Genomic DNA, 874 nt, shown 5'->3' on the forward strand with positions numbered 1-874 from the left:
TCCCAGCCAAGGTCGAGCCCGCAGTCGAGCGGCGCCAACTCGCGCAGCACGACGCGCAGCCGCCGCAGGCCGATGCGCAGCTGGTGCACATGCTCCGGCTGGCGGCTGCCGGAGGCGACGGCGCTGGCGTTGCGCAGCACCTGGGCCAGGCAGGAACCTGTGGCAGCACGGGCGAGGCCGGGACCATCGGCATCCGCGGCCAGCTGCGGCGGCCTGGCGCGCGCCGCCGCCGGGTGACTCTGCCCGCGCGACAGCAAGCTGCCGCGCTCGGCCTTCGAGACGATGTCGAGCCACAGGCCGTGCTCGGCGACCCAGTCGGAGGCCAGCGCGAACAGGCCTTGCAGCGGCCCGGCCTTCCATTCGAACTCGATCTCGCGCAGCGGGTGCACGGCGGCACCCGCGACGACCTGCCCCACATCGAGCGCCGCCTCGATCTCGGCACCATCGGGCAGCGTGAAGACACGCACGACGCGGTCGACCTCGGTGCGGAACACCTCCTGCAAGGCCACGCCGCCCAGCGCGTCGAGAAGCCGCCGGTGCGCCGGCGAGCCGCGGTGGCGGTCGATGTTGATGGCCGGTGCGCCGCTGCGCACGGCATCGGCCGGCAGTTCCGCGTTGTGCTCGAGCCGCGCCACGCCGTGCGCGCCACTCGCCTTCAGCGTCTGCACCCAGCGCGTGCCTTCGAGCCGCAGGCGCAAGGCGATCTCATCGCGCGCCAGCCGGCCGTCGGCGGTGTCGAAGTAGTGCGCCTGCATCCGCACGGCCTCGGTGCGGCCCTGCAGGAAGCGCTGTCGCAGATGCGTGAATCGGGTCTCGGGGATCTGGAACTTCAGCTCGATCTCATGCATGGGGAATCAGGATCAAGGATCAGGGT

At 72.1% G+C, this 874-nt stretch carries 1 protein-coding gene; it reads right to left on the reverse strand.

From position 1 onward, the window contains the following. On the reverse strand, positions 1-848 hold an 848-nt coding region (locus AC1D15_RS34880; RefSeq protein ID WP_477829679.1), incomplete at its 3' end, for a CYTH domain-containing protein. Between the last annotated feature and the right edge of the window lie 26 nt (positions 849-874).

It is taken from the genome of Rhizobacter sp. P2_H2, from assembly GCF_056403375.1.